This is a genomic window from Sphaerospermopsis reniformis (assembly GCF_005402885.1).
GTDB classification, from domain to species: domain Bacteria; phylum Cyanobacteriota; class Cyanobacteriia; order Cyanobacteriales; family Nostocaceae; genus Sphaerospermopsis; species Sphaerospermopsis kisseleviana.
The window spans coordinates 1-210 of the sequence record NZ_BJCE01000671.1; the positions used below are offsets into that span (position 1 = coordinate 1).

The window sequence follows — 210 nt, forward strand, 5'->3', positions numbered from 1 at the left end:
TTCTGATGATATGCTCTACAAAAATTCGTTTACTAGACAGCTTTTTATTTGCTTCTTTTTGTTCATCCGTTAATTCTTTATTTTTGGTCTTTTTCTGAGGTGTAGTCATATTATCTCCACCTATATAAGCTTTATCTCCTTGAAATCTCTGTCCAGAATCAAATTTTTCTTGTTGACCTCTAAACAAAGAAATATCGCTAGTTGGTCCTG

At 32.4% G+C, this 210-nt stretch carries 1 protein-coding gene; it reads right to left on the bottom strand.

The genetic code is table 11. The features are described 5' to 3' along the window. The coding region (locus FFR48_RS28790; RefSeq protein WP_137669654.1) for a transposase family protein at window positions 1-210 on the bottom strand (210 nt) is incomplete at both ends.